Below are 7,062 nucleotides of genomic sequence, written 5' to 3'. Positions count from 1 at the left end.
GCAGGTCCGTTTCGGCCCGGCCGTCACCTCCCTGCTGGCCGAGGGACACACGGTCTTCGTCGAGTGCAGCGCCCACCCCGTCCTCGTCCAGCCGGTCAGCGAGATCGTCGACGAGACGCGCGCGGACGTGCTGGTCACCGGCTCACTGCGCCGCGAGGAGGGCGGCCTGCGACGGCTGCTGACCTCGATGGCCGAGGTGTTCGTGCGCGGCGTGGCGGTCGACTGGACCGGCGTGTTGCCCGAAGGCGCCGGTGATCCGCACGTCGACCTGCCGACGTACGCCTTCGACCACCGCCACTACTGGCTCAAGACCGCGCCGGCCACGGACGCCGCCTCGCTCGGCCAGGCCGCCGCCGACCACCCCCTGCTGGGCGCGGTCGTTCCGCTGCCCCAGTCCGACGGGCTGGTCCTCACCTCCCGCCTCTCCGCGCGCACCCACCCGTGGCTGGCCGACCACGTCGTCGGCGCAGCGGTCGTCGTCCCGGCCACCGCCCTGGTCGAACTGGCCCTGCGGGCCGGCGACGAGGCCGGCACCACCACCCTGGACGAACTGACCGTCGAGACGCCGCTGGTACTGCCCGAGGAGGGCGGCGTCCGCCTCCAGATCACCGTCGGCGGCCCCGACGGCACGGGCGCCCGCACCGTCGACGTCTACGCCGCCGCGGAGACGGCCACCGACGCCGTATGGACCCGGCACGCCACCGGACGCCTGTCGCCCGCCCCGCCCGCCACCCCCGCGACCAGCACCGACCTGGCCCTGTGGCCGCCCACCGGCGCCCGCCCGGCCGACCCCGACGAGCTGTACGCCGACCTGCTCGCCCTCGGCCACCCCCTCGGCCCCGCCTTCCGGGGCGTACGGGCGCTGTGGCGGCGTGGCGACGAGGTGTTCGCCGAGGTGGCCCTCCCCGAGGAGCAGCGCGCGGGAGCCGACCGGTTCGGCGTCCACCCCGCGCTGCTCGACGCCGCCGTCCAGTCCGGGCTGCGGCACGCGGCCACGGCCGACCCGGACGGCACCGGACAGCGGCTGTGGCAGCCCGCCGAGTGGCAGGGCGTGACCCTGCACGCCACCGGCGCGACCGCGCTGCGCGTGCGGCTCGTCCCGTCCGCGTCCGGCCGGCTCGCGCTGGAGGCGGCCGACGAGGCCGGCGGCCCCGTCGTCACCATGGACAGCCTGGGCTTCCTCCCCGTGGCCGCCGACCGGCTGACGGCGGCCACGGGCGACAGCGACCACTCCCTCTACCGCGTCGACTGGACGGAACTGCCCGCGCCCGCCCCGGAGACGGAACAGGTGCCGCAGTGGGTGCCGCTGTTCCACCCGGACGAGGTCGAGATCCTCGCCGGCGCGGCGACCGGCCCCCTGGTCGCCGTGGTCGAAGCGGTCACCGCCGACCGCACCGCCGCCGGCGCCCGCTCGCAGAGCGACCGGATGCTGGCCGTGCTCCAGGCGTGGTTCGCCGCCCCCGGCCTGGAGGAGTCCCGGCTGGTGATCCTGACCCGGGGGGCGGTGCCCGCCGGCGGTGACGGTGCGGTGACGGACCCGGCCGGAGCGGCCGTCTGGGGTCTGGTCCGGGCCGCCCAGGCCGAGAACCCCGGCCGGATCGTCCTGATCGACACCGACACCGACCCGGACATCGCCTACGGCACCGCGGTCGAGCCGCTGCTCGCCACGGTCCTGGCCTCCGGCGAGCCGCAGGTGGCGGTCCGGGACGGGGCACTGTCGGTGCCGCGCCTGGTACGGGCGACCGAGGGTGACGCGCCGGTGGGGTCCCGTGCCGGGGATGACGCACCGGTGGGGGTCCGTGCCGGGGGTGACGCGCCGGTGTGGTTCCGCGCCGGGGGCACGGTGCTGGTCACCGGCGGTACCGGTTCGCTCGGTTCGCTGGTGGCCCGTCACCTGGTGGAGCGGCACGGCGTCCGGCACCTGGTCCTGGCGAGCCGGCGGGGGGCCGAGGCGGAGGGGGCCGCGGAGCTGGCGGCCGAGCTGACGGAGCTGGGTGCGGAGTCGGTGCACTTGGCGGCCTGTGACGTCTCCGACCGGGCGGCGGTGGCGGAACTGCTGGGCTCGGTTCCGGCGGAGCACCCCCTGACCGGTGTGGTGCACACGGCCGGCGTCCTGGACGACGGCGTGATCGGCGCCCTCACCCCCGAGCGGATGGCGGGCGTCTTCGGCCCGAAGGCGGAGGCCGCCGCACACCTGGACGAGCTGACCCGCGACCTGGACCTGACGGTCTTCGCCGTCTACTCCTCCGGCGCCGGCCTGTTCGGCTCGGCCGGCCAGGGCAACTACGCCGCCGCCAACGCCTACCTCGACGGCCTGATGGCCCGCCGCCGCGCCGCCGGACTGCCGGCCGTGTCGCTGGCCTGGGGCCTGTGGGAGCAGAGCGGCGGCCTGACCGCCCACCTGGGCACCGCCGACCAGGCCCGCATGGGCCGGGGCGGCGTCCGCGCCCTGACCCCCGAGGAGGGCCTCGCCCTCTTCGACACGGCCCTGGGCGCCGGACAGGCCCTCGTCGTCCCCATCAAGCTGGACCTGCGGGCCGCCCGCGCCGACGCGGCCTCCGGCTCCCCCGTGCAGCCCCTGCTGCGCGGCCTGATCCGGGTCACCCGGCAGGCCGCCCGGACGGCCACCGCGGGCCGCGGCGCCGGCGGTCTGGCCGACCGGCTCGCCGGTCTCACCCCCGCCGAGCAGGAGGCGCTGCTGCTGGACGTCGTCCGCGGCCAGGTCGCCACCGTCCTCGGCCACGCGGGCGCCGACCAGGTCAGGGCCGAGAAGGCGTTCAAGGACGCCGGCTTCGACTCGCTCACCTCCGTCGAACTGCGCAACCGCATCCGCGAGGCCACCGGCCTCAGCCTGCCGACGACCGTCGTCTTCGACTACCCGACCCCGCTCGCCCTCGCCCGCCACCTGCACGGCCACTTCGGGCACGTCACCGCGGCACCGGCCACCCCGGAACCGGCCACCGCCACGGCCGACCCCGGCGAGCCCGTCGCCATCGTCGGCATGGCCTGCCGGCTGCCCGGCGGTGCCACCAGCCCCGAGGAACTCTGGGAACTGGTGCGCGAGGGCCGGGACGCGATGTCCGGCTTCCCCTCCGACCGCGGCTGGGACCTGGAGGGCCTGTTCGACGCCGACCCCGGACGCGTCGGGACGTCCTACGTCGACCAGGGCGGCTTCCTCCACGACGCCGCGCTGTTCGACGCCGGCTTCTTCGGCATCTCCCCGCGCGAGGCACTGGCCATGGACCCCCAGCAGCGGCTGCTGCTGGAGACCTCCTGGGAGGCGCTGGAGCGGGCCGGCATCGACCCGGCCTCGCTCAAGGGCAGCGACGTCGGCGTGTTCTCCGGCGTGATGACCCAGGGCTACGGCTTCGGCGGCGAACTCCCGCCGGAACTGGCCGGGTTCACGGCGACCGGCTCCGCCGGCAGCGTGGCCTCGGGCCGGGTGTCGTACGTCTTCGGCCTCGAAGGCCCCGCCGTCACCGTCGACACCGCCTGCTCCTCCTCCCTGGTCGCCATCCACCTCGCCGCGCAGGCCCTGCGGGGCGGCGAGTGCTCGATGGCCCTGGCCGGCGGCGCGACCGTCCTCGCCAACCCCTACACCTTCGTGGAGTTCTCCCGGCAGCAGGCCCTGGCGCCCGACGGCCGGTGCAAGGCGTTCGCGGACGGCGCGGACGGCACCGGCTGGGCCGAGGGCGCGGGCGTCATCGTCCTGGAACGCCTCTCGGACGCCGAGCGGCAGGGGCACCAGGTGCTCGCCGTGCTCCGCGGCAGCGCCGTCAACCAGGACGGCGCGTCCAATGGTCTGACGGCGCCGAACGGTCCGTCGCAGCAGCGGGTGATCCGCAAGGCGCTGGCGAACGCCGGGCTTACGGCGGCGGACGTGGACGCGGTCGAGGCGCACGGCACGGGCACGGTCCTCGGTGACCCGATCGAGGCACAGGCCCTGCTCGCCACCTACGGCCAGGACCGGACGGAACCGCTGTGGATCGGGTCGGTGAAGTCCAACATCGGCCACGCCCAGGCCGCGGCCGGTGTCGCCGGCGTCATCAAGACCGTCGAGGCGATGCGGCACGCGGTACTGCCCCCCACCCTCCACGTCGACCGGCCCTCGACCGAGGTGGACTGGTCGGCGGGGGCGGTGGAGGTGCTCACCGAGGCCCGGCCCTGGCCGGAGACCGGCCGCCCGCGCCGGGCCGGCGTCTCCGCCTTCGGCGTCAGCGGCACCAACGCGCACGTGATCCTGGAACAGGCCCCCCAGAGGGCGGCCGAGACGCCGACGGCCCCCGCCGACGGCGTACTGCCCGTGGTGATCTCGGCACGCGGCACCGCCGCGCTCGCCGGACAGGCCGGCCGGCTGGCCGGGTTCATCGACCGGACCGACGCCTCCCCGGCGGCCGTCGCGGGCGCGCTGGTCACCCGACGGGCGGTGCTGTCCGAACGGGCCGTGGTCGTCGCCGAGAGCCGTGAGGAGGCGGTGACCGGACTGACGGCGCTGGCCGAAGGCGCGTCCTCGCCGCTCGTCGTCACCGGCTCCGACAGCACCGGCGGCACGGTGTTCGTCTTCCCCGGCCAGGGCTCACAGCGCCTCGGCATGGGCCGCGAACTGTACGACCGCTACCCGGTCTTCGCCCGCGCACTGGACGAGGCCTGTGCCGCACTCGACGCACGGCTGGCCGGCTGGGCGGACCACCCCGTCAAGGACGTGGTCTTCGGCGAGGTCGGCAACGCGGGCGGCGGCCTGCTGGACCAGACGGTGTTCACGCAGGCGGGGTTGTTCGCGGTGGAGTCGGCGTTGTTCCGGCTGGTGGAGTCGTGGGGTGTGCGGCCGGATGTGGTGGCCGGGCATTCGGTCGGTGAGGTCGTGGCCGCGCATGTGGCCGGGGTGCTGTCCCTGGAGGACGCGGCGGCGTTGGTGGCGGCGCGGGGCCGGCTGATGCAGGCCCTTGCTCCGGGTGGGGCGATGGTGGCGGTGGCCGCCACGGAGGCGGAGGCCGAGGAGTATCTCGGTGCGGGGGTTGATCTCGCGGCGGTGAACGCGCCTGGTTCGGTCGTCCTGTCGGGTGAGGAGGGCGCGGTCGAAGCGGTGGTGGAGAAGCTGCGTGAGCGGGGCCGCAGGACCAAGCGGCTGGCTGTCTCGCACGCGTTCCACTCGGCGTTGATGGAACCGATGCTGGCCGACTTCGCCAGGGTGCTGTCCGGGCTGACGTTCGACGAGCCGACTGTTCCCGTCGTGTCCAATGTGACGGGCCGGCTTGCCGTGCCGGGGCAGCTGACCGATCCGGCGTACTGGGTGGACCATGTGCGTCGGCCGGTCCGTTTCGCCGACGGGATCAGTGCGGCGGGCGGGTCGTTGTTCGTGGAGCTGGGTCCCGGTGCGGCGCTGGCCGGTGCGATCACGGAGTCGGCGGGCGAGGACGCGGTGTGCGTTCCGGCGCTGCGGGAGGACCGAGGCGAGGCGCGGACGCTTCTGCTGTCGGTGGCCGAGCTGTTCGTGCGCGGCGCGAAGGTGGACTGGGCGGAGACCTTGCCGAAGGGCGTCACCGAGATTCCGGTGGACCTGCCGACGTACGCCTTCGACCACCAGCACTACTGGCTGCGGACGGCCCCTGCCACCGACGCCGTCGCCCTGGGCCAGAGCACGGCGGACCACCCGCTGCTCGGCGCGGTGGTGGAGGTGCCCGAGACCGGCGGCGTCCTGTGCACCTCCCGCCTCTCCCTGCGCACCCACCCCTGGCTGGCCGACCACGCCGTCGGCGGTGTCGTCCTCGTTCCCGGCACCGGGCTGGTCGAGCTGGCCGTACGTGCCGGGGACGAGGCCGGCGGCTGCGGGGTGCTGGACGAACTCGTCATCGAGGCGCCGCTGGTCGTCCCAGCGGAGGGCGGGGTGCGGGTCCAGGTCGCCGTCGGCGGCCCCGACGCCGACGGGATGCGGAGCGTGGCGATCTACTCGGCCCGCGAGAACACCGCCGGCGAGACCGGCGCCGACGCCTGGGCCCGGCACGCCACCGGCACCGTGACCACGTCGGCGACCGGCACGCCCGTCTTCGACACCACGGTCTGGCCCCCGGCCGGCGCCGAACCCGTCGGCCTCGACACCACCGCCTTCTACGAGGACCTGGCGAGCCACGGCTACGCCTACGGCCCCGCCTTCCAGGGCCTGCGCGCGGTGTGGCGGCGCGGAGACGAACTGTTCGCCGAGGTCGCCCTGCCCGACCGGCAGCGCGACGAGGCGACCCGGTTCGGCCTCCACCCCGCCCTGCTGGACGCCGCCCTGCACACCGACGCCTTCGTCCAGCCCGACGACGGACACGGCGTCCTGCCGTTCGCCTGGAACGGGCTGGTCCTGCACGCCGCCGGCGCCGCCTCCCTGCGGGTACGGATCGCACCGCGCGGAACCGACGTACTGTCCCTCGTCGCGACCGACGACAACGGCGGTCTCGTCCTGTCCGTCGACTCGGTGACCTTCCGCCCGGTGGACGTCGAGCAGCTCGACGCCGCCGCGACCGCCGACGAGGCCCACGACGCGCTGTTCGGCGTCACCTGGACCGGACTACTGCCCGCACCCGCCGGGACGACGGGGACGCCACCCGTGTGGACGCGGGTCGCCACCGCCGCCGACGTCACCGCGCTGAAGGGGAACGCCCCCGAGGCCACCGTCCTGGCGTCGCTGAGCGACGGGGACGGTGACGAGGAGGCGCTCGCCCGGACCGCCGCCGCCCTGGAGGTCGTCCAGACGTGGCTCGGTGACGAGGAGTTCGAGGACGCCCGGCTGCTGGTCGTCACCCGGGGGGCGGTGCCCGCCGGCGGTGACGGTGCGGTGACGGACCCGGCCGGAGCGGCCGTCTGGGGTCTGGTCCGGGCCGCCCAGGCCGAGAACCCCGGCCGGATCGTCCTGCTCGACCTGGACCCCGCCGCCGACATCGACCCGGACCCCGCCACCGGCACCCCCGTCGACGACATCGCCGCCACGGTCCTGGCCTCCGGCGAGCCGCAGGTGGCGGTCCGGGACGGGGCACTGTCGGTGCCGCGCCTGGTACGGGCGACCGAGGGTGACGCGCCGGT

Annotated in this window: 1 protein-coding gene; it reads left to right on the top strand. The window is 75.7% G+C overall.

Annotation, left to right across the window (positions count from 1 at the left end):
* Nucleotides 1-7,062: type I polyketide synthase (locus ACY1JF_RS31735; protein WP_462708734.1), on the top strand; the 7,062-nt coding region annotated here is incomplete at both ends.

The sequence above is a fragment of the Streptomyces sp. SYSU D01066-1 genome (genome assembly GCF_054956795.1).
This window is presented reverse-complemented; position numbering and strand designations above follow the sequence as displayed.